At 66.8% G+C, this 23099-nt stretch carries 27 protein-coding genes; 10 read left to right on the top strand and 17 right to left on the bottom strand.

Annotation, left to right across the window (positions count from 1 at the left end; translation table 11 throughout):
* Position 1 precedes the first annotated feature (1 nt).
* The 3 genes from nadC to ASE22_RS04530 all read right to left on the bottom strand — a co-directional run bounded on the left by nadC (position 2) and on the right by ASE22_RS04530 (position 2831).
* Positions 2-853: a carboxylating nicotinate-nucleotide diphosphorylase gene (nadC, locus tag ASE22_RS04520; RefSeq protein WP_056355537.1), complete on the bottom strand. Its 852-nt coding sequence runs from the start codon at positions 851-853 to the stop codon at positions 2-4.
* 102 nt (positions 854-955) lie between these two features.
* Positions 956-1945: a quinolinate synthase NadA gene (gene nadA / locus ASE22_RS04525; protein WP_056355539.1), complete on the bottom strand. Its 990-nt coding sequence runs from the start codon at positions 1943-1945 to the stop codon at positions 956-958.
* A gap of 25 nt (positions 1946-1970) precedes the next feature.
* Positions 1971-2831 carry an MBL fold metallo-hydrolase gene (locus ASE22_RS04530; RefSeq protein WP_200933235.1) on the bottom strand — a complete coding sequence of 287 codons (861 nt, stop codon included), beginning with the start codon at positions 2829-2831 and terminating at the stop codon, positions 1971-1973.
* Between the two features lie 162 nt (positions 2832-2993).
* On the opposite strand from ASE22_RS04530, the gene ASE22_RS04535 reads away from it, so the two are divergent.
* Positions 2994-3716: a hypothetical protein gene (locus ASE22_RS04535; RefSeq protein WP_056355542.1), complete on the top strand. Its 723-nt coding sequence runs from the start codon at positions 2994-2996 to the stop codon at positions 3714-3716.
* Here ASE22_RS04535 and ASE22_RS04540 read toward each other — a convergent pair whose 3' ends face one another.
* The 9 genes from ASE22_RS04540 to ASE22_RS04580 all read right to left on the bottom strand — a co-directional run bounded on the left by ASE22_RS04540 (position 3717) and on the right by ASE22_RS04580 (position 10734).
* Positions 3717-4256: a type 1 glutamine amidotransferase domain-containing protein gene (locus ASE22_RS04540; RefSeq protein ID WP_056355544.1), complete on the bottom strand. Its 540-nt coding sequence runs from the start codon at positions 4254-4256 to the stop codon at positions 3717-3719.
* A gap of 97 nt (positions 4257-4353) precedes the next feature.
* The gene (locus ASE22_RS04545; protein ID WP_056356323.1) at positions 4354-5382 is read right to left on the bottom strand and encodes a glycerophosphodiester phosphodiesterase; all 1029 of its coding nucleotides are present in this window, start codon (positions 5380-5382) and stop codon (positions 4354-4356) included.
* Positions 5383-5427: 45 nt separating this feature from the next.
* Positions 5428-5757 (bottom strand): Grx4 family monothiol glutaredoxin, encoded by a 330-nt coding sequence (gene grxD, locus ASE22_RS04550; RefSeq protein WP_056355547.1) that lies wholly within the window; start codon positions 5755-5757, stop codon positions 5428-5430.
* An 11-nt stretch (positions 5758-5768) separates the two neighbouring features.
* Positions 5769-6002 carry a BolA family protein gene (locus ASE22_RS04555; RefSeq protein WP_056355550.1) on the bottom strand — a complete coding sequence of 78 codons (234 nt, stop codon included), beginning with the start codon at positions 6000-6002 and terminating at the stop codon, positions 5769-5771.
* A 3-nt stretch (positions 6003-6005) separates the two neighbouring features.
* Positions 6006-6329: a DUF1476 domain-containing protein gene (locus tag ASE22_RS04560; protein WP_056355551.1), complete on the bottom strand. Its 324-nt coding sequence runs from the start codon at positions 6327-6329 to the stop codon at positions 6006-6008.
* Between the two features lie 85 nt (positions 6330-6414).
* Positions 6415-6993, bottom strand: coding sequence for a 3-isopropylmalate dehydratase small subunit (gene leuD / locus ASE22_RS04565; protein ID WP_056355554.1), 579 nt, complete (start codon positions 6991-6993; stop codon positions 6415-6417).
* A complete protein-coding gene (locus ASE22_RS04570; protein WP_056355558.1) occupies positions 6993-7817 on the bottom strand; it encodes an N-acyl homoserine lactonase family protein in 825 nt (274 codons plus the stop codon). Before ASE22_RS04570 ends, leuD begins: the two co-directional genes overlap by 1 nt.
* Complete coding sequence (leuC, locus tag ASE22_RS04575; protein WP_056355562.1) at positions 7814-9253, bottom strand: 3-isopropylmalate dehydratase large subunit; 1440 nt, start codon at positions 9251-9253, stop codon at positions 7814-7816. Before leuC ends, ASE22_RS04570 begins: the two co-directional genes overlap by 4 nt.
* 146 nt (positions 9254-9399) lie before the next feature.
* Positions 9400-10734, bottom strand: coding sequence for a serine hydrolase domain-containing protein (locus tag ASE22_RS04580; RefSeq protein ID WP_056355565.1), 1335 nt, complete (start codon positions 10732-10734; stop codon positions 9400-9402).
* Between the two features lie 414 nt (positions 10735-11148).
* Between ASE22_RS04580 and ASE22_RS04585 the strand changes: the two genes are divergently transcribed.
* Positions 11149-11475, top strand: coding sequence for an antibiotic biosynthesis monooxygenase family protein (locus tag ASE22_RS04585; protein WP_056355570.1), 327 nt, complete (start codon positions 11149-11151; stop codon positions 11473-11475).
* A gap of 12 nt (positions 11476-11487) precedes the next feature.
* Here the strand turns inward: ASE22_RS04585 and ASE22_RS04590 are convergent, their stop codons facing one another.
* Entirely contained in the window at positions 11488-11952 is a 465-nt protein-coding gene (locus ASE22_RS04590) for a cupin domain-containing protein (protein WP_056355572.1), read from the bottom strand.
* A gap of 201 nt (positions 11953-12153) precedes the next feature.
* On the opposite strand from ASE22_RS04590, the gene ASE22_RS04595 reads away from it, so the two are divergent.
* A complete protein-coding gene (locus tag ASE22_RS04595) occupies positions 12154-13599 on the top strand; it encodes a sensor domain-containing diguanylate cyclase (RefSeq protein ID WP_056355575.1) in 1446 nt (481 codons plus the stop codon).
* A gap of 37 nt (positions 13600-13636) precedes the next feature.
* Here the strand turns inward: ASE22_RS04595 and thiS are convergent, their stop codons facing one another.
* Positions 13637-14644, bottom strand: a complete 1008-nt coding sequence (gene thiS / locus ASE22_RS04600; RefSeq protein WP_082545678.1) for a sulfur carrier protein ThiS — start codon at positions 14642-14644, stop codon at positions 13637-13639.
* A 97-nt stretch (positions 14645-14741) separates the two neighbouring features.
* Between thiS and aroQ the strand changes: the two genes are divergently transcribed.
* From aroQ to ASE22_RS04625, 5 genes are all read left to right on the top strand, one after another.
* Positions 14742-15182: a type II 3-dehydroquinate dehydratase gene (aroQ, locus tag ASE22_RS04605; protein ID WP_056355579.1), complete on the top strand. Its 441-nt coding sequence runs from the start codon at positions 14742-14744 to the stop codon at positions 15180-15182.
* A 49-nt stretch (positions 15183-15231) separates the two neighbouring features.
* Positions 15232-15702: an acetyl-CoA carboxylase biotin carboxyl carrier protein gene (gene accB / locus ASE22_RS04610; protein WP_056355583.1), complete on the top strand. Its 471-nt coding sequence runs from the start codon at positions 15232-15234 to the stop codon at positions 15700-15702.
* A 6-nt stretch (positions 15703-15708) separates the two neighbouring features.
* Complete coding sequence (gene accC / locus ASE22_RS04615; RefSeq protein ID WP_056355586.1) at positions 15709-17061, top strand: acetyl-CoA carboxylase biotin carboxylase subunit; 1353 nt, start codon at positions 15709-15711, stop codon at positions 17059-17061.
* A gap of 303 nt (positions 17062-17364) precedes the next feature.
* Positions 17365-17703: an arsenate reductase (glutaredoxin) gene (arsC, locus tag ASE22_RS04620; RefSeq protein ID WP_056355589.1), complete on the top strand. Its 339-nt coding sequence runs from the start codon at positions 17365-17367 to the stop codon at positions 17701-17703.
* Between the two features lie 336 nt (positions 17704-18039).
* Positions 18040-18672, top strand: coding sequence for a 2OG-Fe(II) oxygenase (locus ASE22_RS04625; protein ID WP_056355592.1), 633 nt, complete (start codon positions 18040-18042; stop codon positions 18670-18672).
* Positions 18673-18684: 12 nt separating this feature from the next.
* On the opposite strand, the gene ASE22_RS04630 is transcribed toward ASE22_RS04625, so the two are convergent.
* Positions 18685-19068 carry a PqqD family protein gene (locus ASE22_RS04630; protein ID WP_200933234.1) on the bottom strand — a complete coding sequence of 128 codons (384 nt, stop codon included), beginning with the start codon at positions 19066-19068 and terminating at the stop codon, positions 18685-18687.
* Positions 19069-19134: 66 nt separating this feature from the next.
* On the opposite strand from ASE22_RS04630, the gene ASE22_RS26670 reads away from it, so the two are divergent.
* Both ASE22_RS26670 and ASE22_RS04635 read left to right on the top strand, forming a co-directional pair.
* Complete coding sequence (locus tag ASE22_RS26670) at positions 19135-19296, top strand: hypothetical protein (RefSeq protein WP_156397326.1); 162 nt, start codon at positions 19135-19137, stop codon at positions 19294-19296.
* Between the two features lie 12 nt (positions 19297-19308).
* On the top strand, positions 19309-21237 hold the full coding sequence (locus ASE22_RS04635) for an asparagine synthetase B family protein (RefSeq protein WP_056355598.1): 1929 nt from the start codon (positions 19309-19311) through the stop codon (positions 21235-21237).
* Here ASE22_RS04635 and ASE22_RS04640 read toward each other — a convergent pair.
* Positions 21234-22061, bottom strand: coding sequence for a sulfotransferase domain-containing protein (locus ASE22_RS04640; protein ID WP_200933233.1), 828 nt, complete (start codon positions 22059-22061; stop codon positions 21234-21236). The two genes, ASE22_RS04635 and ASE22_RS04640, sit on opposite strands and share 4 nt — an antisense overlap.
* Positions 22062-22084: 23 nt before the next feature.
* A complete protein-coding gene (locus tag ASE22_RS04645; RefSeq protein ID WP_200933232.1) occupies positions 22085-22999 on the bottom strand; it encodes a hypothetical protein in 915 nt (304 codons plus the stop codon).
* Positions 23000-23099 lie beyond the last annotated feature (100 nt).

Consider the following 23099-nt stretch of genomic DNA (forward strand, 5'->3'; position numbering starts at 1 on the left):
GTCAGCGAAGCGGACGGAAATCCAGCCCGATGTCGGCCGCGGGCGCCGACTGGGTGAGCCGCCCGACCGAGACATAGGTGACGCCGGTCTGGGCGATCGCCTTGATCGTGTCGAGCCGTACCCCGCCCGACGCCTCGGTCGGTACCCGGCCGCCGACCAGGGTCACCGCGCCGCGCAGGGTCGGCGGGTCCATATTGTCGAGCAGCAGATGGGTCGCGCCCGCCGCCAGCGCGGGCTCGATCTGGTCGATCCGGTCGACCTCGACGATGATCCGCTCGATCCCGGCGGCGACCGCGCGGCGCACCGCCTCGCCGATATTGCCCGCGACGGCGACATGGTTGTCCTTGATCATCGCCGCGTCGTCGAGCCGCATCCGGTGGTTGGTGCCGCCGCCCATCCGCACCGCATATTTCTCCAGCACGCGCAGGCCGGGGATCGTCTTGCGGGTATCGAGCAGGGTCGCCTTCGTTCCCGCGATGCAGTCGACATAGGCGCTGGTCAGCGTCGCGACGCCCGACAGGTGCTGGACGGTGTTGAGCGCCGACCGCTCCGCCGTGAGCAGCGCGCGCGCGCTGCCGCGCAGCCGCATCAGCACCCCGCCCTTCGCGACCCTGGCGCCGTCCGCGACCAGCGTCTCGATCGAAACGGCGGGGTCGAGCGCGCGGAAGAAGGCCTCGGCGATCGGCAGGCCGGCGACGCTGATCGCATCGCGGCTCGCCATCTCGCCCTCGAACAGCGCGTCGGCCGGGATCGTCGCGGCGGAGGTGATGTCGCCCCCCTGCCCCATGTCCTCGGCAAGCGTCGCGCGCACGAAGGCGTCGAGATCGAAATCTGGGAGGGTGAAGGGCGTCATTCCCGATCCTATGGCGTCACCCCGCCGGAGGCCGGGGTCTCAGGAGAGCCGGGCATCGCTGGAGACGCCCGAGACCCCGGCCTCCGCCGGGGTGACGATATGCTAGAGCTTCGGCCGGCCGACATCGGGACCCGCCAGGCCCCCCGTCATCTCCAGCATCCGGTCGAGCGAGCGCTTCGCGGCGATGCGGGTCTGCTCGTCGACCTCGATCTGCGGGGTCAGGTCACGCAGCGCCAGGTAGAGCTTCTCCAGCGTGTTCAGCGCCATGTACGGGCACATGTTGCAGTTGCAGTTGCCGTCCGCGCCGGGCGCGCCGATGAAGCTCTTGTGCGGCGCCGCCTTCTCCATCTGGTGGATGATGTGCGGCTCGGTCGCGACGATGAAGGTCTTCGCCGGATCGTTGAGCACATAGTCGAGGATGCCGCGGGTCGACCCGACATAGTCGGCATGGTCGAGGATATGGACCGGGCATTCGGGATGCGCGGCGACCGGCGCGTCGGGATGCTGCGCCTTGAGCTTGAGCAGCTCGGTTTCCGAAAAGGCCTCGTGGACGATGCAGCTGCCTTCCCAGAGCAGCATGTCGCGGCCCGTCTTGCGCGCGAAGTAACCGCCGAGATGGCGGTCGGGCGCGAAGATGATCTTCTGGTCCTTCGGCAGCTGCGACAGGATCGTCTCGGCCGAGGAGGAGGTGACGATGATGTCGCTATGCGCCTTCACCGCTGCCGAGCAGTTGATGTAGGTCAGCGCGAGATGGTCGGGATGCGCCGCGCGGAAGCGGGCGAACTCTTCGGGAGGGCAGCTGTCCTCGAGGCTGCATCCCGCGTCCATGTCGGGCAGGATCACGGTCTTCTCGGGCGACAGGATCTTCGCCACCTCGGCCATGAAGCGGACGCCGCAAAAGGCGATCACATCGGCGTCGGTCGCCGCCGCCTTGCGCGACAGGTCCAGGCTGTCGCCGACGAAATCGGCGAGATCCTGGATCTCGGGCGTCTGGTAGTAATGCGCCAGGATCACGGCGTTGCGCTCCTTGCGCAGCCGATCGATCTCGGCGCGCAGGTCCAGGCCGGTCAGGCTCTCCAGCGGGGCGTTCATGGCGTCTGTTCTCCACGTGCGCGGCTCAGGCCGCGAGGCTCCATAGCGTGTCGTCGCGGCGGACGATACCGCGTGTCTCGAGGTCGATCAGATGGGCGAGCACCGACAGGCCGGCGGCACCGTGCAGCCGGGGGTCGACCCCGACATACATCTGCTGGACCATGGCCGGGATCAGCGTCACGTCGCGTTCGAGCAGGCGGAGGATCTGCCCCTCGCGCTGCTTGCGATGACCGATCAGACCGCGCACGAAGCGCTGCGGCCGTTCGATCGGGTCGCCATGCGCCGAATAATAGATCGCGTCCTGGTCGCGGCTCTGCAGCCGTTCGAGGCTTTCGAGATAATGGCCCATATTGCCGTCGGGCGGCACGACCACGCTGGTCGACCAGCCCATGACATGGTCGCCGGTGAACAGCGCCCCCGCCTCGGGCAGGGCGTAGCAGATATGGTTGGATGTGTGGCCGGGCGTGTGCACCGCCTGCAGCGTCCAGCCCTCGCCCGCGAGCGTCGCGCCTTCGGCCATCGCTTCGTCGGGGGTATAGTCGCGGTCGAAGGAGGCGTCGGCGCGCGGCCCGCTGTCGTCGAGCGCGAGCGGCGCGCAGCCGATGATCGGGGCGCCGGTGCGCGCCTTCAGCGCGGCCGCCGCCGGACTATGGTCGCGGTGGGTATGGGTGCAGACGATCGCGCGCAGTTTCGCATCGCCGATCGCGGCCATGATCGCGTCCACATGCTCGGGCAGGTCCGGGCCCGGATCGATCACCGCCACCTCGCGCTGGCCGACCAGATAGGTCTGGGTGCCCGTATAGGTGAAGGGGCTGGGATTGCCGGCCAGCAGGCGACGCACCAGGGGATGCTGCATCTGGGCAATGCCGACGGTCTGTTCGCTCATGCCGGTCCATGTGGCATCGGCAAGCCCCGATGTGAAGGGCCGGATACGAACCGGTCTACCTCCACCGCCGGGGACTCGCCCGTCCGCCGCCCGTCTGGCAAGGGCTGGAGCGGATCGAACATGCGTAGTCACGGGTTTCGACGATCGAAGAGAGGACGCATCATGCCCAAGGTCAACGCGCAATGGACGGTCGGTCCGCACGGCCCGGTGGAAAGGATCGATGAAGGCCTGGTCACGGTCGCGGGCGAAATCCGCATGCCGCTGGGCAATTTCCCGCGCCGGATGGTGGTGGTGGCGCTGGGCGGCGGGCGATCGGCGATATGGAGCGCGATCCCGTTGCGCGAAGCGGAGATGGAGGAGATCGAGGCGCTCGGCGCGCCTGCCGTCCTGATCGTGCCCGGTGTCGCCCATCGCCTCGATATCGTGGCATGGAAGCGGCGCTATCCCGACGCGGCGATCCTGTGTTCGCCGGGCGCGCGCGACGCGGTGGCGGAGGTCGTACCGGTCGATGCAACCCACGACATCCTCGACGATCCCTTGGTCCGCTTCGAAACGGTACCCGGATTCGGCGGCAAGGAAGCCGCGCTGCTGATCCGCCGCGGCGATCGGGTCACGCTGGTGGTGAACGACATCCTCGCCAATGTCCGTCATCCGCACGGGCTGGGCGCGCTTGTCATGGCCCGCCTCATGGGGTTCGGCGTCGACCGGCCGAAGATGCCCTGGCTGGGCAAGCGCCTCTTCGTCAAGGATACGAAGGCCGTCGTGTCCGCCTTCCGCGCCTGGGCCGCCGAACCGGGGCTGGCCCGGATCGTGGTCAGTCACGGCGACGTGATCGCCGACGACCCGCGCGCCGTGCTCGAGCGGGTCGCCGGCGAGCTGGAATGATCAGGCGGCCTCGATCGCCTCGATCAGCGCGCTGTTGAAGGCGGGGATATCGTCGGGCTTCCGGCTGGTGATCAGGTTGCGGTCGACGACGACCTGCTCGTCGACGACATTGGCGCCGGCATTCTGCAGGTCGGTGCGGATCGACGGCCAGCTCGTCAGCTTGCGGCCCGCGACGACGTCGGCCTCGGCCAGCAGCCACGGGCCGTGGCAGATCGCGGCGACCGGCTTGCCCTGCGCGAAGAAGTCGCGGACGATCCTCAGCGCATCCTCCTCCATCCGCATCGTATCGGGATTGGCGACGCCGCCGGGGATGACCAGCGCGTCATAGTCGCCGGGATCGATGTCGTGGATCGAGGCGTCGGGGCGGATCGTGTCGCCCTTTTCCTGATGCTTCATGCCCTGGATCGGGTCGCTCTTGTTCGAGGCGAGCGTCACCTGCGCGCCCTTGTCGAGCAGCGCCTGGCGCGGTTCGAACAGCTCGGATTGCTCGAAGCCGTCGGTGGCGATGATCAGGACGCGGGCGCTGGCGATATCGGTCATGGGATGCTCCTGTAGCGGGGAGCCATCAGAACGGGCGGGCGACCGGCGGCGTTCCTGCCGTTGCGGTGGAGGAACCTCTTTCGCCGCTCACCCTCCGTCAGCGAAGCGCTCCCGCCCCGGCCTTAGCCAGGAACGCCGCGCGCGCCTTGACCGCCTCGCCGGGGAAGTCGCTGAACAACCCGTCGACGCCATAGCCCAGGAACCGGGCATATTCGGCCGCCGCATCGCCCCGCGCCGCCTGGTCCTCGCCGATCCGGTCGCCGGCGGGCAGGAAGATGTTCTCGCTGCGGAAGGTCCAGCTGTGGACAAGCAACCCGGCGGCGCGGGCATCCCCGACCAGCGTCGTCGGCGCCCGCGCCTGCCCGGCGGCGTCGCGCGGCTCGATCAGCAGCTTGTAGGGCCCGATCGCATCGGCATAGCCGGCGATCGCCCTCAGGCCCGGCGGGCTGACCATGTCCGCGATCGTCATGCCGGTGCCCGCCGCGACCTGGTCGTAGGGCGGCGCCTCGCCGTCGATCAGCTGGACGAGGCGCAGCTTCGTCATGCCGCGCAGCGCCTTCAGGTTCGTCACCTCGAAGGACTGGATGAACACCGGATCGTCGGCGCGGGTGAAGCCGGCGCGGGCCAGCGCGTCGACGACCGCCCTCTCCATCGGCTTGCCGATCGACTGGAAATAGGACGGATGCTTGGTCTCGGGATAGATGCCCAGCCGGCGCGGCGTCGCGCGGACCAGCGCCAGCGCCTCGTCGAAGGACGCTATCCGCTCCTCCAGCCAGCCGGCATTGGCGGGGCGGATCTGCGGCAGCCGCTCGCGCGCGTGCAGCGTCTTCAGTTCGGCGAGGGTGAAGTCCTCGGTGAACCAGCCGACCGTCTCATGGCCGTCGATCGTCTTGCTGGTGCGACGATCGGCGAACTCGGGATGATCGGCGACGTCGGTCGTGTCGGCGATGTTGTTCTCGTGGCGGATGACGAGGACATCGTCCTTCGTCATCACCAGGTCGGGCTCGATGAAATCGGCGCCCTGCTCGATCGCGCGCCTGTAGGCGGCGAGCGTATGCTCGGGGCGCTCGCCCGACGCGCCGCGATGGGCGATGACGACAGGCTGGGCCAGGGCCGCGCCGGCCATGCTCACGGTCAGGACGAAGGCGAGGAGACGGCCCACCCGCCGCCGTCAGGCGTGGGCGATACCGCTCTGTTCGAGCAGGTCGAGCAGCTCGCCGGCCTCGTACATCTCCATCATGATGTCCGATCCCCCGACGAATTCGCCCTTCACATAGAGCTGCGGGATGGTCGGCCAGTCGGAGAATTCCTTGATGCCGGCGCGGATACCCGGATCCTGGAGCACGTCGACTGTCGCATATTCGACGCCGAGATGGTCGAGGATCGCGATCGCGCGGCTGGAGAAGCCGCACTGCGGGAAGAGCGGCGTGCCCTTCATGAACAGCAGAACGCCGGCGGAATTGACCGCGGTCGCAATGCGCGCCTGAACGTCGTCACTCATCTCTTGGCTCCTCAATCGGGCGTCGCGGTCGACAGCTGGAGCGCGTGCAGCACCCCACCCATCCGTCCGCCCAAAGCATCATAGACCAGCCGCTGCTGCTTGACCCGGTTCAGCCCGCGAAAGCTCTCGCTCACCACGCGCGCGGCATAATGATCGCCGTCGCCGGCAAGGTCGGTGATCTCGACCCGCGCATCGGGCAGCGCGGCCTTGATCATCGCCTCGATGTCGGTGGCGGCCATCGGCATGGCTTACTTGCCTTCCATCAGCTGGCGGCGCGCCTCGACCGTCTTCGCCTCGAGCGCGGCGCGGATGCGCGCGTCGTCGATGTCGACGCCGGCCGAGGTCAGGTCGCCGAGCAGCTTGCGGATAACGTCCTCGTCGCCCGCTTCCTCGAAATCGGCCTGGACGACCGACTTCGAATAGCTGTCGGTTTCCTCGGCGGTGAGCTTCATCAGCCCCGCCGCCCATTGACCGACCAGGCGGTTGCGGCGCGCGGTGATGCGGAACGCCATCTCCTGATCGTGGGCGAACTTGTTCTCGAAGGCCTGTTCGCGATCGTCGAAGGTCGTCATTATATCCCCTGTCCGCCGGTAGAGTGGATTTCAGATAGGCATCGCCGTCGGCCTGCGCAACAGCGCAGACGTGGAAGATGCGCGATCAAAGCCACGGCCGCTCCGCGGTCATCCGGCTTTCGAAGGCGGCGATGGCCGGGCCGCGCTCCAGGGTCATCCCGACCTCGTCGAGCCCGTTGAGCAGGCAATGCTTGCGGAACGGATCGATCTCGAAGCGGAAGCGGTCCTGGAAGGGCGTGGTGACCGTCTGGCTCTCCAGGTCGATGCTGATCGGATGCGTCTTGACGACCTCGAGCAGCCGGTCGACCGCCGCCTGCGGCAGGACGACCGTGAGGATGCCGTTCTTGAAGGCGTTGCCCGAGAAGATGTCGGAGAAGCTCGGCGCGATCACCGCGTCGATGCCGAGGTCGCCGAGCGCCCAGGCGGCGTGCTCGCGGCTCGACCCGCAGCCGAAATTGTCGCCCGCGACAAGGATGTTCGCGCCCGCATATTCGGGATCGTCGAAGACGTTACCCGGCTGCGCGCGGATCGTCTCGAACGCACCGCGGCCGAGGCCCTTGCGGGTGATCGTCTTCAGATAGACCGCCGGGATGATCACGTCGGTATCGACATTCTTCAGGCCGAGCGGGAAGGCGCGGCCTTCGATCTCGCGGATCGGCTTCATCATTCGGCTCCTTGCGGAAAAGCGGGCAGCTTGCCGACGTCGCGCGGGTCGTGCTGGAGGACCGACACCGCCTTCAGCGACGCGCCGAGCTTGCGGAAGCGATCCATCGCGGCCAGCGAATCGGCGCGGTCGGTGTTGAAGGTCGGGATGCCGTCGCTGTCCAGATTCTCGTGGAAATGGGCGACGTCGCCCGACAGCAGCACCGCTCCGGTCTTGGGCAGGCGCACGAGCAGGCCGTGATGGCCGGGGGTGTGGCCGGGCAGGCTGACCATCACCACGCTGCCGTCGCCGAACAGGTCCTTGTCGCCCTCGACCGCCTCGACCTTGGCGCCCTCGCCCAGCCAGGGCGCGATCGGCTTGCCGATGCCGTCCTTGTCGGCGCGCGCGGCCTTCAGGTCGCCCGCGCCGATGACCAGCTTCGCCTTCGGGAAACTGGCCGCCTGGCCGGTATGGTCGAAATGATAATGGCTGATGCCGATCAGCCCGATCTGCTGGGGCTTGATGCCGAGTTCGGCAAGCTGATCGACGATCGTCCGGTTCAGCGAGGGACTGATCGGCTGGGTCGTGTCGGTCTTCGCGCCGATCATCGCGGCGGGCACGCCCGTGTCCCACAGCATATAGGCGTCGCCGTCCTTGATCAGGTAGCAGCTGCCGACCAGGTCGCGGGTCTGCCCGCCATAGGCCTGGGTGTCCGAGAATATGTTGAGCTGGTTGACGCGGAAATGGCCGCAGTCGAGCCGCCACAGCTTGTCGACCGTGCCCGGCGCCGCCTGCGCCGCGGATCCCATCAGCAGGGCCGCCGTCAGGGCGATCAGCCGCTTCATGCCGCCGGCTCCAGTTCGCGCACGTCGGTCAGATGGCCGGTCACCGCCGCCGCCGCCGCCATCGCCGGCGAGACGAGATGGGTGCGCGCGCCGGGGCCCTGCCGGCCGACGAAGTTGCGGTTCGAGGTCGAGGCGCAGCGTTCCCCGGGCGGCACCTTGTCCGGGTTCATCGCCAGGCACATCGAGCAGCCCGGCTCGCGCCATTCGAAGCCGGCCTCGACGAAGATCCGGTCGAGCCCTTCCTCCTCCGCCTGCCGCTTGACCAGGCCGGAGCCCGGCACGATCAGCGCCTGCCGGACGTTCGCGGCGACCTTGCGGCCTTTCACCACCGCCGCGGCGGCACGCAGGTCCTCGATGCGGCTGTTGGTGCAGCTGCCGATGAAGATATTGTCGACCGCGACGTCCTGCATCCGGGTGCCCGGGGCCAGGCCCATATAGTCGAGCGACTTCTGCGCGGCGACCTGCTTCGACGGATCGGCGAAGCTCTTCGGGTCGGGCACGACGCCGGTGATCGGGACGATATCCTCGGGGCTGGTGCCCCAGGTCAGGCACGGCGCGATATCGGCGGCGTCGATGGTCACCACCTTGTCGTAGCTGGCGCCCGGATCGGTCGGCAGAGTCTTCCACCAGGCGACGGCCTTGTCCCATTCGGCACCCGCCGGCGCCATCGGCCGGCCGTGCACATAGGCGAAGGTCTTCTCGTCGGGTGCGATCAGGCCGGCGCGGGCGCCGCCCTCGATCGACATGTTGCAGACGGTCAGCCGTCCCTCGACCGACATCTCGCGGAAGACGTTGCCGGTATATTCGATGACATAGCCGGTGCCCCCGGCCGCGCCGATCACGCCGATGATATGGAGGATGACGTCCTTGGGCGAGACGCCCTGGCCCAGCGTGCCGTCGACCCGCACTTCCATCGTCTTCGACGGAGCGAGCAGCAGCGTCTGCGTCGCCATGACATGCTCGATCTCCGACGTGCCGATGCCGAAGGCCAGCGCGCCGAGGCCGCCATGCGCCGCGGTATGGCTGTCGCCGCAGACGATCGTCGTGCCGGGCTGCGAGAAGCCCTGTTCGGGTCCCACGACATGGACGATGCCCTGCTCGGGGGCGACCGCGTCGATATAGGGCACTCCGAACTCGGGCGCGTTGCGCTCGAGCGCGGCCAGCTGCCCGGCCGATTCCACGTCGGCGATCGGCAGGCGCCTGCCCTCCGCGTCGCGGCGCGCGGTCGTCGGAAGATTGTGGTCCGGCACCGCGAGGGTGAGGTCGGGCCGCCGCAGCTTGCGGCCGGCGACGCGCAGCGCCTCGAAGGCCTGCGGGCTGGTGACCTCGTGGACGAGGTGGCGGTCGATGTAGATCAGGCAGGTGCCGTCGTCGCGACGTTCGACGACATGCGCGTCCCAGATCTTCTCGTACAGGGTGCGGGGCTTGCTGGACATGGCCGCCGCTCTACCCAACGTGTCGGCAAAGTCAAAGCAGAGTGAGAAGGCGGGATGAAAGCTGGGCTTGTGCCCCTCTCACCGTCATGTCGGCGAAAACCTCAATCTCCCGTCTTCCGCTGCGATGGAGACAGGTCGGTGCCGGCCTATTTCTCCAGCTCCATCCAGTCCTTGAACGGCTGGTTGTAAAGCATGTCCATCACCTCCAGCTGCATGCCGGTCGGCTCGACCGCGGTCGAGTTCCACAGCATGCCGACGCCGGCCTTCAGCAGCGGATCGAACAGGATCAGCGAGCGATAGCCGTCGACGGCGCCGCGATGGCCGATCACCTGCCGGCCCTGATAATGCCAGATCCGCCAGCCCAGCCCGTAGGACGCCTCCTTGAGCGACTGGTCGAGCTCACGCTGACGATGGATCGAGAAGGTGCGGATGCGCGGGCTGTGGACCTCGCGCAGCACCTGCTTCGACACGACGCGCGGCGCGCCGCCCATCTGCGCGCGCATCCAGATGCCGAGGTCGATGATCGAGGAGTTGATCCCGCCCGCCGCCGGCGTCCGGTAATAGGCGTCTGCGACCTTCAGCTCGCGCCGCCCGCTGTGCGGGCGGGCCCAGCTGGGCGAAGATTCCAGCCCCTCGCGGGTCGTCGTCGCCGACTGCATGCCGAGCGGCCCGAACAGTTCCTGCTGGACGAGCGCGGCATAGCTCTTGTGGCCGGCATGCTCGGCCGCCTCGCTCGCCGCGTCATAGGCGATGTTCTGGTAGCTGTAGCATTTGCCCGGCGGGCAGAGCAGCGGGATCTGGTTGAGACGGCCGCGGATCTCCTTGGGATCGCGGCCGTCCTCGAGGTCCCGGTCATAGGCGTTCTTCCAGATGCCCAGGCTCTGCGACAGGAGATTGTCGATCGTCGCGACGTCCTGCGCATTCTCGGGCAGCTTGAGCGAGGGCGCCCAGCGCGACACCGGGTCGCGCAGCGACAGCTTCTTCTCTTCGGCCATCTTCGTGAGCAGCGTCGCCGCCACGCCCTTGGACACCGATGCCCAGCGGAACACGGTGTGCGCGTCGACCGGCTTGCCCTCGGCGCCGTCGGTCGTCACCCCATAGCCCTTGGCGAAGCTGATCTCGCCATTCTCGATCGTCACGATCGCGACGCCGACCACCGACTTCTCGGCCGCGAGCATCTTCATGCGGCGGTCGAGACGGCCATAGTCGATGCGGCGCGGCCCGGCCTTGCTGATACCGATGCGGCTGAGGTCGACCGACAGCCGTTCCGCGCCCGGCCTCGGCGCATCCTGGGCCGCGCGGCGCAGGTAGAAGCCGCCCGCCGCGACGAACGCGATCAGGACCGCGACCAGCACGACGGCGGCGATGACAAGGCCATGTTCGATCTGGACGACGGTCGAGACCTGCGGCTCGCGCGCCGCACGCGGATCGGGCTTGGGGCCGGGCTTCGGATCGGACTTCGGAGATGGGTCGGGATTCACGGCAGGGATCGAACCAGCAGACAGGAGGGACGGCAGCCATAGCAGCTCGGACGGCGAACGCCCGAACCCCCGACGGCTGCTCGCCCCATGCCATGCACCATCCGGCGCGGCGCCGGAAGTCTCCCCGGCGGCAAAAATATTCCGCGGGGCGAAGGATCGCCGGCGCGACGCCTTCGGCCATCATTGTCCTTGCCCTTCAACGGGATCGGTCCAGCGCCTGTCGGCCGCGACGAGCCGCCCTCCGGCGGCGCCTCCATCGCCAATTTTATGTTGCATTGCAGCAATATACGCGAAAATGCGCGCCATTATTGCCACAACCGCATGGCAATGTAGGGGCGCATGGAGCCACCTATGCTTTCGGGGCGTTGACCTTCGGCCAAGCTTTGGCCAATCACCACCCCACAGGAGACGGGAATGATCAAGGAATTGGCGGAAATCGACATCAAGCCGGGCTGCGAACAGGCGTTCGAGCAGGCGGCGGTGCTCGCCAAGGACCTGTTCCTGCGCTCGAAAGGCTGCATCGCCTTCCGCCTCCACCGTTCGATGGAACAGCCCAGCCGCTACCGCATGTTCGTCGAATGGGAGACGATCGAGGACCATATGATCGAGTTCCGCAACTCGGACGCCTTCTCCGAATGGCGCGGGCTGTGCGGGTCCTATTTCCAGAACCCGCCGCGGGTCGAGCATCTGACGGTCATCGTCGAAGGCCGTAGCGAGGATCTCGCCCTCGCCGCCGAATAGATTCCTGCCCCGTCACGCCGGCGGATAGGGCGTCCCGTCGAGGTGCCGGTAGAAGGGCTCGCCCGGCCGCGCGTCCATGTCGATGTCGGGATAATGGCAGGCGTCGGTCTGCGGCCGCCGCGATCCGATCTCCAGATAGACGGCGTCGCGGTCGCCCCGGTTCTGCAGACAATGGGCGTTGGTCTCCCCGGCCTTCCAGCCGATGCAATCGCCGGCGCGCAGGACATGGTCGCCATCGTCCTCGACCGCCACGACCTCGCCCTCGATCACCATGACGAACTCGTCCTCCTCGCTGTGCCAATGCCGCTGGCTGGACCATTTGCCCGGCGGCAGGCGGACGAGGTTGATCCCGAAATCGGTGAGCCCGGCGGCGTCGCCGAGCTTGTGCCAGACGGCCCCGAGGCAGATCTCCCTGAACGGATGGGGATAGGTGCAGCCGCCGCTGAGCGGCACGGCATCCATGTCGATCTTCGGCACGACACATCTCCTGCGCGCGGACCGGCTCCGCGCTTCACGGCCGGTCGATAGCAGAATCGGAACATTGACGGAACATATTCGTCGGGTCCTGCCATTTGCGCGACATGCCGGACCGGGCGGCGGCGGGAATATGTCTTTCCATCCGATCCGATTCCGCCAATAGTCGGGGACGGGGGAGATCATCTAGCCGGAGCTCGTCTCATGACGCGGCCTTCTTCCCACGCGCACTGGTCCAAGGAGCTTCTCGGGGTACAGTCCGCGATCGCGACCACGTCGGGGGACATCGACCAGGTCATGGACCTGATCGTCGAAGGCGCGCTGCGCGTCATTCCCCATGCCGGCGGCGCACTGGTCGAGATGCGCGACGCGAACGAGGGAGAGTATCGCGCCGGCAGCGGCATGGCCGCCCCGTTCATCGGACTGCGGGAGAGCTTCGCGGGCACGCTTTTCGAGCAATGTGTGCTGACCGGCCGCCCGCAATATTGCCCGGACACGCAGGATGACCCCCATGTCGACGCCGCGGCCTGCCGCGCGGTCGGCATCGCGGCAATCCTGCTGGCGCCGATCGCCTACGAAGGTGCGGTGATCGGCGCGCTCAAGCTCTACGGGCCGCGCACCGCCGCCTTCGACGAGCAGGACCTGCTGATCGCCCAGCTGCTGGCGGGACTGATCACGACCGGCCTCGCCCGGATGGAGCGTCGCGACGCGCACAGCCAGCTCGACCGGATGGCCACGCGCTTCAAGGCGACGTTCGACCAGGCGGCGGTGGGCATCGCCCATGTCGCGCCCGACGGCGACTTCCTGCTGGTCAACGACCGCTTCTGCGGGATCGTCGGCCATTCGCGCGAGGCGCTGATACATGGCGGGTTCCAGCAGATCACCCATGCCGACGATCTCGACAGCGATCTCGACAATGTCCACCGGCTCGTCACGGGGGAGATCGTGTCCTACGTCATGGAGAAGCGCTATGTGCGCGCCGACCGGCAGATCGTCTGGGTCAACCTGACGGTCTCGCTCGTCCGCGACGCGCTGGGCGTGCCCGAATTCTTCGTCGCCGTGATCGAGGACATCACCCGCCGCAAGACCGCCGAGGAACGCGCCCTGCACGATCCCTTGACCGGCCTGCCCAACCGGCGCTGGCTGACCGAACATTTCGGCAGCCTGTTCGGGGCGATGCCCGGCGAAAGCGTGATCGCCTATCTCGACCTCGACGGGTTCAAGGCGGTTAACGACCGCTTCGGCCATGCCGAGGGGGACCGCTGCCTGAGCGACGTCGCCACCTGCCTCGAACGGGTGCTGCGCGATCGCGATTCGATCTGCCGCATCGCCGGCGACGAATTCGTGATCCTGATGCCCGACACCGACCATGAGACCGCGCTGCAGCTGATCAGCGCCTTCCGCGACGCCGTGCGCACGCTGTGCCGCGAACGGCCGTGGAAGATCGGGATCAGCACCGGCGCGGTCGCCATCGACGCACAGCAGTTCGCCAGTCTCGAGGACGTCCTCGAGGCGGCCGACCGCCAGATGTACCGGGCGAAGAAGGAACCCGGCATCGCCCCGATCATCTGCAATATCCGCGACGTCCTCGCCGGCAGGCAAGGCGGCCATGGCCCCGGCCCGCTCCGATCCGAACCGGCACGGGTCTGAACGAGAGCAGCGCCGCCCCGGGCCTTGCGGTCGGGGCTTAGATCAGCCCCGCCAGCGGGCTCGACGGATCGGCGTACATCCGCCGCCCCATCCGGCCCGCGCGATAGGCCAGGCGGCCGCTCTCGACCGCGAGCTTCATCGACCGCGCCATCATCACCGGGTTCTTCGCCTCGGCGATCGCGGTGTTCATCAGCACCCCCGCGCAGCCCAGCTCCATCGCCGCCGACGCTTCCGAGGCGGTGCCGACGCCGGCATCGACCAGCACCGGCAGGCTGGTGCCCTCGACGATCAGGCGGATCGTCACCCGGTTCTGGATGCCCAGCCCCGAGCCGATCGGCGCGCCGAGCGGCATGATCGCGACCGCGCCGACATCCTCCAGCCGCTTGGCCGCGATCGGATCGTCGACGCAGTAGACCATCGGCTTGAAGCCTTCCTTGGCCAGGATCTCGGTCGCGCGCAGCGTCTCGACCATGTCGGGATAGAGCGTCTTCGCCTCGCCCAGCACCTCGAGCTTGACGAGGTCCCAGCCGCCCGCCTCGCGCGCCAGGCGCAGCGTGCGGATCGCCTCCTCGCCGGTGTAGCAACCCGCGGTGTTGGGCAGGTAGGTGATCTTCTTCGGGTCGATATAGTCGGTCAGCATCGGCGCCTTGGGATCGGCGACGTTGACCCGGCGGACGGCGACGGTGACGATCTCCGCCCCCGACGCCTCGACCGCCGCGGCGTTCTGCGCGAAGTCCTTGTACTTGCCGGTGCCCACGATCAGCCGCGACCGGAAGCTGTGCCCCGCCACCGTCCAGCTGTCGTCGTCCACCGCGACCTTGTGATCGCCGCCGCCGACGAAATGCACGATTTCCAGGTCGTCCCCGTCTTCGAGGAGCACCTGCCCCAGCGTGGAGCGCGGCACGACCTCCAGGTTGCGCTCGACCGCGACCTTGGTGGGTTCCAGCCCCAGCTCGAGCGCGAGATCGGCGATCGTCATGCCGCCGATGATCCGGCGATGCTCGCCGTTGATGCGGACCTGGATCGTGCCGTCGGGATTGGTCATGGGGTCTCCAATGCGCATCGCCATATGCGCTTTCGCTTTGCGTCGGCTGGCCATATAGGGGGCCGGGTCGCACCATCGCAACGGAAAGGCTTGCCGCGTGGCGGATCGTCCGGTCATCTTCGTCCTCAACGGCCCCAATCTCAACCTGCTCGGCACCCGCGAGCCCGACGTCTACGGCACGACCACGCTCGACGACATCGCCGGCATGCTGGAGGACCGGGCCCTCGAACTGGGGCTGGAGATCGACATGCGCCAGTCGAACCACGAAGGGCATCTGGTCGACTGGATCCAGGAGGCCGACGCCTCGGGCGCGAAGGCGGTGCTGATCAATCCGGGTGCCTATACCCATACGTCGATCGCCCTCCACGACGCGATCAAGGGCGTCTCGATCCCGGTGATCGAGGTCCACCTGTCCAACCCGCACGCGCGCGAATCCTTCCGTCATGTCAGCTATGTCGGCCGGGCGGCGAAGGGCTCGATCATGGGATTCGGCGCGCAATCCTACATGCTGGCGCTGGACGCCGCCGCCCGCATCTGACAATGGCGGGCGCCACGCAATGAACGACGCAACAACAGAAGAGCAACCGATGGCCGATCAAAACCAGGGGAAAGCAATGCAGGTCGATCCCGAACTGGTTCGCCAGCTTGCCGAGCTGCTGGACGAAACCAACCTGACCGAGATCGAGGTGCAGGACGGCGAACGGCGGATCAAGGTCGCGCGCAACGTGATGGTGGGCGCCGCGCCCGCGATGGCGCTGCCCGCCGCGGCCACCCCTGCCGCCGCCGCGCCGGTCTCCGCGCCCGCCGCTGCCGAGGCCGACCATCCCGGCACGGTCAAGTCGCCGATGGTGGGCACCGTCTATCTGTCGTCCGAACCGGGCGGCAAGCATTTCGTCGCCCCGGGCGACAAGGTCTCCGCCGGCCAGACGCTGCTGATCGTCGAGGCGATGAAGGTGATGAACGCCATTTCGGCTCCGCGCGCGGGCACGGTCAGGGCGCTGCTGGTAGAGAACGGCCAGCCGGTGGAATATGACCAGCCGCTCCTGGTCGTCGAGTAAGCCGGCGTGGCGATAAGCAAGGTCCTGATCGCCAATCGCGGCGAGATCGCGCTGCGCATCCACCGTGCCTGCCACGAGATGGGCATCCAGACGGTCGCGGTCCATTCGACCGCCGATGCCGATGCGATGCATGTCCGCCTGGCCGACCAGTCGGTGTGCATCGGCCCGCCGCCGGCGACCGACAGCTATCTCAACATCCCGAGCATCATCGCCGCGGCCGAGATTTCGGGCGCCGACGCGATCCATCCCGGCTACGGCTTCCTCTCGGAAAACGCGCTGTTCGCCGAGATCGTCGAATCGCACAACCTGATCTGGATCGGTCCGAAGCCCGAGCATATCCGGACGATGGGCGACAAGATCGAGGCGAAGACCACCGCCGCGAAGCTCGGCCTGCCGCTCGTCCCGGGCTCGCCGGGTCCGCTCAGCTCGATCGAGGAAGCCAAGCAGATCGCGGCGCAGATCGGCTATCCGGTGCTGATCAAGGCCGCCTCGGGCGGCGGCGGGCGCGGCATGAAGGTCGTGCCCGAGGAGAACCAGCTCGAGACCGCGATGGCGCAGGCCAGCTCGGAGGCGAAGGCGGCGTTCGGCGACGGCACCGTCTATATGGAGAAATATCTCTCCGACCCGCGCCATATCGAGTTCCAGGTGTTCGGCGACGGCAAGGGCAACGCCATCCATGTCGGCGAGCGCGACTGCTCGCTCCAGCGCCGCCACCAGAAGGTGCTGGAGGAGGCCCCCTCCCCCGTCATCAGCCATGCCCAGCGGAACGAGATGGGCGCGATCGTCGCCCGCGCGATGGCCGACATGGGCTATCGCGGCGCCGGCACGATCGAGTTCCTCTACGAGAATGGCGAGTTCTACTTCATCGAGATGAACACCCGCCTGCAGGTGGAGCATCCGGTGACCGAGGCGATCACCGGCCTCGACCTCGTCCGCGAGCAGATCCGCATCGCCGAGGGCAAGCCGCTGTCGGTCGCGCAGGAGGACCTCGAGTTCCGCGGCCATGCGATCGAATGCCGGATCAATGCCGAGGACTGGCGGACCTTCATGCCCAGCCCCGGCACGGTGAAGGCGTTCCACGCCCCCGGCGGCATGCATGTCCGCGTCGATAGCGGCATCTATGCCGGTTATCGCATCCCGCCTTATTACGATTCGATGATCGCCAAGCTGATCGTCTACGGCCGCGACCGCGAGGGCTGCCTGCGCCGCCTGCGCCGCGCGCTCGAGGAGTTCGTGGTCGAAGGCGTCAAGACGACCATCCCGCTCCACCAGGCGCTGCTCGACGAGCCCGACTTCCAGAAGGGCGACTATACCATCAAGTGGCTCGAACAATGGCTGGCGGGCAAGGACGACGCCTGAGCGGCGATCGCCTTCCCCCTGTTTACGTCACCCCAGCGAAGGCTGGGGTCCATGTCCCTCCTCTCCCGGATGACATCGGGCGGGAAAGCAAGCATGGATTCCAACTTTCGCGGGATCTTTGCATAAGCGGTCGTGTCCGAAAATCACCGACCGTCATCCTGGCGAAAGCCGGGATCTCTCTTCTCTTTCCGGGAGATGCGCCTGCCCCGCAGCCCCAGGTCAGGGAGATTCCGGCTTTCGCCGGAATGACGCACAGATGAAGGGCCATCCTTCCCGGCAACCCGGCACCCATGGAGAACAGGCATGAAGGCGACCATCTGGCACAACCCGCGCTGCTCCAAGTCGCGCGAGACGCTCGCGATCCTCGAGGCGACCGCGGGCGTCGAGGTCGAGCTGATCGAATATCTCAAGACCCCCCCGAGCCGCGCCCGGCTCGCCGGCCTCTACGCGAAGGCCGGGATGACCGCCGCCGATGGCCTGCGCAAGGCCGAGGACGGCGCCAGGGCGCTCAAGGGCGCAAGCGACGACGCGATCCTCGACGCGATGGCCGCCGACCCGATCCTGATCGAACGCCCGCTGGTCGAAACCCCCAAGGGCGTCCGCCTCGGCCGCCCACCCGAAAAGGTCCGCGAGATCCTCTGATCCCGCGCCGCCGCGGAACGGGCAATCCATTCCCCCGCCCCTTCGGGGGAGGGGCCAGGGGTAGGGGCTCCGCGTCGCATCGGGACCGTTATTGGATGGAGGATGGGCGCCCCGGATTTCGGAGAGGCTTCTCTCTTTGCGGATATCAGGTTTTGGGCCGTGAGCGGAATGGTTGGTTTCGTCCGGCGGGCGGCGTTTAACGGACGACCAGACACAGTTCATTGATGGCCGGATTCCCGCATAAGAGCGGCGTAGGCTGTTTGCGCATTGATACGTGGCATCCGGACCGACTAGTATGGTCGGCCCTCGAATGGCATTGAATCCGATGTTCAGGACATGAAGTCCAGCACGCTGACAGCCTTTTCGGCGCTGCCCCCATATTGTCTCATTGACGCTGCATTTGGTGCCGATCTGGCTGCGCAACTCCTTGAGTTCGTGCTGGAACGGGAATCAGTCTTCACCGACGCGACCGTCGGCAGGAACGCTGGCAAGGCGGTTCGCAAGACTATCCGCAGTTCCCGGACCACGCAGGATTTCGGAGCGTTGCACGACACGTTGGAAGACCGGTTTCGCAGCGTGCTGCCAGCCGTGCTGTCACGCCTGGGGCTTGCGCCCTTTGCGCTGACAGGTCTGTCGATGGAGCTGGCAGCGCATGGCGACGGCGATTTCTACCACCGGCACATCGACACGTTTGTGGCCAGCACCGCGTCCGGCGTCGATCGCGTGCTGACCGGCGTCTATTATTTCCATGCCATGCCCCGCGCATTCAGCGGTGGCGAATTGAGGCTCCATTCGTTGCGCGCGGTCGAGCATGGCAGCACCCATGTAGATGTCGCGCCGCAAAACGATCGCTTGTTGCTATTCCCAGCTTGGGCACCGCATGAGGTTCGGCCTGTGTCGTGCCCCGGCGGGGCGTTCGCTCAGTCCCGTTTCGCCATCAATTGTTGGTATCTGGGCAAATCCGCCTGATCCGGTGGTGCATCAACCTGCGTCGTCGCCGATCGACGAAACCATGTCCTGCCGCTCCAGTCGTGTCAGAAAGGCCAGCACCTCCGCACGGATCGCGGCTTCGGGCGCATCATATGTTTCGGTGAGTATTGCCACCATCGCGTCGAGGCTCTGCGGAGAGTCGAGCAGGCGCCAGATATGCGCACCAACCATATTCAGGTTGAAATACCGACCCGTCTGAACGCTCATCATCACCAATTCGTCGTTGACCACCGCGCTCAAGACATTCGGTTGGCGCCGATAGATCGGGCTCGTCGGACTGGTCACAGCCTTGATCGTCCTTTTTGCCATGGGTTGCCGCTCGGGCGGGCGCCCATACATCCTTTTGCGTGATCGTGCTAGGTTGATCGCGGGCATCGGTTCGGGCAAAGCTGAATTGGACAACTTGGACACCGACCGGTTTGCATATTAGAGGCGCACCATATGACCGACATCAAGGGCACGGATCTGGCTGCGGAGACGCAGGTGGCGAAGCAGCAGTGGCAGACGCCGGACTTCGAGGTTCTTGGGGTCGGCGAAACTGCGAACAATGGCCTCACCCCCCCTGGCGATGACATCTTCTCGCCGTCCCCCACGGGAAGCTGACGTCCCACGCCCATGTCGTTTTTCGCTGGCCTCGCCTGCGCAGGCCCGGTGGAACGGCGGGACATTGATCGGCTCGGCAGCGCCGCTCTCACCTATGGCGGCGGCAAGGGTAGGATCTGGCGCGGCGATACCGCTGCGCTGGTCCTGACGCCACAAGCGTTTACCCCGGAAGATCGTCTGGACCGGCTGCCGGCTGGCTTTATGGGCGGCAGCTCGCAGTTGGTGTTCGACGGTCGGCTGGACAATCGCGACGAACTGATCGCATCCCTCAATTTGCCCAAGTCTGACGCCGCGCGGCTCGGCGATGCCGCATTGGTGATGGCTGCATTCGAACGCTGGGGCACCGACGCCTGCCCTCGTTTCATCGGGGCGTTCGCATTCGCCTGGTGGAATGATATCGAGCGGCGGCTGGTGCTGGGGGTCGATGCTACCGGTGGTCGATCGATATTTGCGCATGACGACGGCAGCCGACTCGCGTTCGCGACCCGCCCTTCCGCCGTACTTGCCCTTTCGGGTGCCGACCGGCGAATCGACAAAGAGGCGATGGCCCATTTGCTGCTGGCCCGCGCGATGCCCGCAGGTGCCACCCCTTTTCAGGGCGTGTTTCGCCTCCCGCCCGCCGGATTGCTCGACTGGCACAAGGGCCGCCAGACCGTCCACCGCTACTGGCAGCCCGACCTTGGGCGCCGGATCCGTTATCGCGATCCGCGGGATTATGTCGAAGCGGGCCGCGAGCTGCTGGACCGGGTCGTTGCGGCGAGCCTGAGAGCGAACGGGCCGGTCGCTTGCCAGTTGTCTGGCGGCCTCGATTCTTCGGGCGTCGCGGCGACCGCTGCGCGCCTGCTGGCGCCGTCGCGGCTTCTTACATTCACATCGGTCCCCGATTCGACCGCGCCTCTGCCGGCCGAGCGTCCGCGCGCATTTTTCGATGAATCGGGGCACGCCCGCGCGACCGCGGCGCTCTACCCGAATATCGAAGCGCAGTTCGTCCCCGCCGGCGACATCACGCCAGGCGAGGAGGACGCGACCCGGCTGTTCTGGGAGTTCGGCCTTCCGGTACGCAATTTCATGATTTTCGCGGCGTGGGAGCCGCTCTATGCCCGTGCGCGTGCGAGCGGAGCCTCCGTTGTCCTCACCGGCACCTCGGGCAATTTCACTTTGTCGTGGAAAAGCGAAGCCCTGCTCGCCGATCTCGCGCGCTCCGGTCGACTGATGGAAGTCGCGCGCCAGCTTCGCGGCCTCCACCGAAACGGTTATCGGCTGAGATCACAGCTCCGCCAGAATCTGTTCGCCTATGCCGTTCCAGGCCGCCTCCGCAACTTAAGCCGGGGTTGGCGCGGCACGCAGGACGATTGGCAACTTCGATCCTCCGCATCCGGCGCGCTCGCGGCATGCGTCGATGCGCGCGCGATCACCGACACGATGCTTGAGGTCCCAAGCGGCCGCGATCGCGACCGCCGCCTGCGCCTCGCTTTCCTAGAGAAGAACTGGTCGCAAAACCAATGGCTGGCGGCGTCTCCCTATGTCGGTGGATGCGATCTGCGCGACCCCTTGGGGGATCGCCGACTGGTGGATTTCTGCCTGGCGCTCCCGATCGAGCTTTGGCAGCGCGACGGCCGGCCGCGGTCTTTTGCGCGCGAGGTTCTGAGCGATCGTATGCCTCAACAGGTGGTGAGCGAACATAGGCGCGGCTATCAGAATGGCGACTGGTTCTACCGACTGACGCAACTCCGCCCTGTCTTCATGGCCGAACTGGACCGGCTGGAAGCGTCGCCAGCCGCGCGGGAGATGCTCGACCTCCCGCGTCTGCGGGCAGTAGCCGAGAATTGGCCGACCGACGCCGATGCCGCCATGGCGCGCGCCACCGACATGCTCGACCTGTTCGGGCGCGGCATCCATTATGGGCGGTTTATCCGCTGGGTAGAGGGATCGAACGGCTAGAGATAGCCGAGCCGCGCCATCACATCGCCATGGTCGCGCTCGATCCGGGCGGCTTGGGCGGGGCTGAGCGTGTCGCGCCATCCGCCCGCAATGCCGCGACGGAAGAACGGACGGTTGCCCTGCAGGCTTTCGGGGAAATTGCCAGCCGATTCCTCGGCGCGCAACCGGTCGAACCGCGTCGCCGCCACCGCCGCCGCGATCTCCATATCGCTGCTGGCCCAGCCGAGCGTCGCGCTGATCTGTCTTAGCGCACACCGCAGATCCGCAACCATGTCCTCATAGCGCAGGACCAGCGGGTCATGGTCAGACTCGTCCAGCCAGCTCAGGACATGATTGCGCCAGCTCGAATAATGCTGCGGCAGGTGGAAATGGGCTGAATCGGTCTTCGCGGCGACGCTATAGTCGGGGTCGGCCATCACATTGATCGCGCGATCGATATCCATCTCGAAATGATGCGCGAAGGATGCTGCCACGTCCCGCGGATCGCGCACCAGGTAGATTGTAGCGGCGGTGATCTCCGCGGGAAACAGTGCCTCGCCGTCGGATGTGCGCGACCACCGGTCATGGACCTTCCAGATCGTCGTGGCGCGTCCCTGGGTATCCATCAAGCCATAGATCTTCGGTCGCAATAGATGCAGCTCGTCCACCGACAGGTCGGATGAATCGATATCGAGCGCCATGTCGAGGCGGTGGCGCATCGCCAGGAAAATACCGACATTGTTGGTCATGCGCGCCAGATCGAAGCCGGCGTCGCCCTGACGCAGCGCCGCCAGCGCAATCCGCATCCAGGTGTTGCCCGACTTGGGATAGGATGCGAGCCACACATGCTCTCGCGGCGCAGCGCACGTCATTGTGGCCGCGCCAACAGTGCGGCAAGCTCACCCCCCTGCCGCGTGATACGGTCGATCCCGTTGGGCAGGACCAGCGCGCGATGGGGCAACTGCGCCGACAGCGCGACACAATCGGCGAAGACCTGGTTCGATCGGCCGAGCAATCCCGCCGCGGTGCGCCGGTACACATTCTCATGCAGCATGCGCACCGCCGACATTCCTTCCAGCGGCGCGAGGCGCAGGCTGTTCTCGCGCATCTGGAGGTGGATCTGGCACACCCCATCGAGCCGCATCGGTGCGGACTCGAACCGGTCGGCCACCTGGCGGTCGAACTTTTCGAGATGGACAGTGCGACGCAGAACGCGGCCCGGCACGATGTCCAGCGTATCGAGCGTGTCGCGCCACAGTTTCTGCCGTGGATAGGTCGGCAATACCATGGGACCACCCTCGGCGCGGAGATCGATCACCGTCACGTCGTCGGACAGCAACCGCGCGCCTTGCGCAAGCAGCAGTGCCGCAAGTGTCGATTTGCCTGCTCCCGAATGCCCCGCCAATGCAACGACTTTGCCTTCCAGCGCAATGCAACTTGCGTGGAGCGGCAGGAGGCCGCGCTGGTGACAGAGAAAGCCGAGGACGGAGCCTAGCAGGAACAGCGCGACATCGGCGGTATCAGGCGCGTGGGGGGTGTCGATGATCACCTCGTTTCCATCACGGACGAGATAGGTCGCAACGTTGCGGACAGCATATCGCAGCCAGCCGCACTCATTGACCTGCACCAGCGGTGTCTTGCGCACCGTTCCGTCGAGCTCTGCGGGCACCTGCCCCAGCCGGATCGAGATGTCCGGGGTCCTGTCATCGCCGTTCCAGGCCAGAAGCTCAGGCAGCGGCCACGCGCTCCGCACCCGCCAGCCACACAGAGAATGATCACGCATCGCGCCAGCCACAAGAGCCCCCTATACAAGCGGCTTCCACGCGCGCCTCGTTCTGGCGTTTACAAGGCGTGCTTCTGGCAACGCAACATAAGGACGACAT

The organism is Sphingomonas sp. Root720 (genome assembly GCF_001428605.1).
Lineage (GTDB): Bacteria > Pseudomonadota > Alphaproteobacteria > Sphingomonadales > Sphingomonadaceae > Rhizorhabdus.

Bases quoted from the DNA above. Each gene is read 5' to 3' on its own strand.
- nadC (WP_056355537.1), bottom strand. From the start codon at position 853: ATGACGCCCTTCACCCTCCCAGATTTCGATCTCGACGCCTTCGTGCGC.
- nadA (WP_056355539.1), bottom strand. From the start codon at position 1,945: ATGAACGCCCCGCTGGAGAGCCTGACCGGCCTGGACCTGCGCGCCGAG.
- ASE22_RS04530 (WP_200933235.1), bottom strand. From the start codon at position 2,831: ATGAGCGAACAGACCGTCGGCATTGCCCAGATGCAGCATCCCCTGGTG.
- ASE22_RS04535 (WP_056355542.1), top strand. From the start codon at position 2,994: ATGCCCAAGGTCAACGCGCAATGGACGGTCGGTCCGCACGGCCCGGTG.
- ASE22_RS04540 (WP_056355544.1), bottom strand. From the start codon at position 4,256: ATGACCGATATCGCCAGCGCCCGCGTCCTGATCATCGCCACCGACGGC.
- ASE22_RS04545 (WP_056356323.1), bottom strand. From the start codon at position 5,382: ATGGCCGGCGCGGCCCTGGCCCAGCCTGTCGTCATCGCCCATCGCGGC.
- grxD (WP_056355547.1), bottom strand. From the start codon at position 5,757: ATGAGTGACGACGTTCAGGCGCGCATTGCGACCGCGGTCAATTCCGCC.
- ASE22_RS04555 (WP_056355550.1), bottom strand. From the start codon at position 6,002: ATGCCGATGGCCGCCACCGACATCGAGGCGATGATCAAGGCCGCGCTG.
- ASE22_RS04560 (WP_056355551.1), bottom strand. From the start codon at position 6,329: ATGACGACCTTCGACGATCGCGAACAGGCCTTCGAGAACAAGTTCGCC.
- leuD (WP_056355554.1), bottom strand. From the start codon at position 6,993: ATGAAGCCGATCCGCGAGATCGAAGGCCGCGCCTTCCCGCTCGGCCTG.
- ASE22_RS04570 (WP_056355558.1), bottom strand. From the start codon at position 7,817: ATGAAGCGGCTGATCGCCCTGACGGCGGCCCTGCTGATGGGATCCGCG.
- leuC (WP_056355562.1), bottom strand. From the start codon at position 9,253: ATGTCCAGCAAGCCCCGCACCCTGTACGAGAAGATCTGGGACGCGCAT.
- ASE22_RS04585 (WP_056355570.1), top strand. From the start codon at position 11,149: ATGATCAAGGAATTGGCGGAAATCGACATCAAGCCGGGCTGCGAACAG.
- ASE22_RS04595 (WP_056355575.1), top strand. From the start codon at position 12,154: ATGACGCGGCCTTCTTCCCACGCGCACTGGTCCAAGGAGCTTCTCGGG.
- thiS (WP_082545678.1), bottom strand. From the start codon at position 14,644: ATGACCAATCCCGACGGCACGATCCAGGTCCGCATCAACGGCGAGCAT.
- accB (WP_056355583.1), top strand. From the start codon at position 15,232: ATGGCCGATCAAAACCAGGGGAAAGCAATGCAGGTCGATCCCGAACTG.
- arsC (WP_056355589.1), top strand. From the start codon at position 17,365: ATGAAGGCGACCATCTGGCACAACCCGCGCTGCTCCAAGTCGCGCGAG.
- ASE22_RS04625 (WP_056355592.1), top strand. From the start codon at position 18,040: ATGAAGTCCAGCACGCTGACAGCCTTTTCGGCGCTGCCCCCATATTGT.
- ASE22_RS04630 (WP_200933234.1), bottom strand. From the start codon at position 19,068: ATGCCCGCGATCAACCTAGCACGATCACGCAAAAGGATGTATGGGCGC.
- ASE22_RS26670 (WP_156397326.1), top strand. From the start codon at position 19,135: ATGACCGACATCAAGGGCACGGATCTGGCTGCGGAGACGCAGGTGGCG.
- ASE22_RS04635 (WP_056355598.1), top strand. From the start codon at position 19,309: ATGTCGTTTTTCGCTGGCCTCGCCTGCGCAGGCCCGGTGGAACGGCGG.
- ASE22_RS04645 (WP_200933232.1), bottom strand. From the start codon at position 22,999: ATGCGTGATCATTCTCTGTGTGGCTGGCGGGTGCGGAGCGCGTGGCCG.